This window comes from Escherichia sp. KCJ4928 (genome assembly GCF_004352695.1).
GTDB lineage: Bacteria > Pseudomonadota > Gammaproteobacteria > Enterobacterales > Enterobacteriaceae > ECMA0423.
The window spans coordinates 1-484 of sequence record NZ_SJWV01000594.1; the positions used below are offsets into that span (position 1 = coordinate 1).

The window sequence follows — 484 nt, forward strand, 5'->3', positions numbered from 1 at the left end:
CTATCAGGGGCAAGTTTGCACTCCAGCCCATCAAAAGCGAATGTTGAATATTATTCGTGGCTATCTTTATATTAATGAATTGATCTATGCCCGTGATAACCATTTTTTATGCTCATCGCTGATAGCGCCTGTAAACGGCTATACGATTGCACCGGCCGATTATAAGCGTGAACCTAACGTTTCTATCTATTATTACCGCGATACGCCTTTTTTCTCTGGCTATAAAATGACCTATATGCAGCGGGGAAATTATGTGGCGGTTATCAACCCTCTCTTCTGGAGTGAAGTGATGTCTGATGATCCGACATTGCAATGGGGTGTGTATGATACGGTGACGAAAACCTTTTTCTCGTTAAGCAAAGAGGCCTCGGCAGCAACGTTTTCTCCGCTGATTCATTTGAAGGATTTAACCGTACAAAGAAATGGCTATTTATATGCGACAGTTTATTCGACAAAACGCCCAATTGCAGCCATTGTTGCGACT

1 pseudogene is annotated in these 484 nt (G+C 42.6%); it reads left to right on the plus strand.

From position 1 onward, the window contains the following. Positions 1 to 484 (plus strand): annotated as a pseudogene (pdeC, locus tag E0D98_RS25770) (c-di-GMP phosphodiesterase PdeC); the annotation flags it as partial.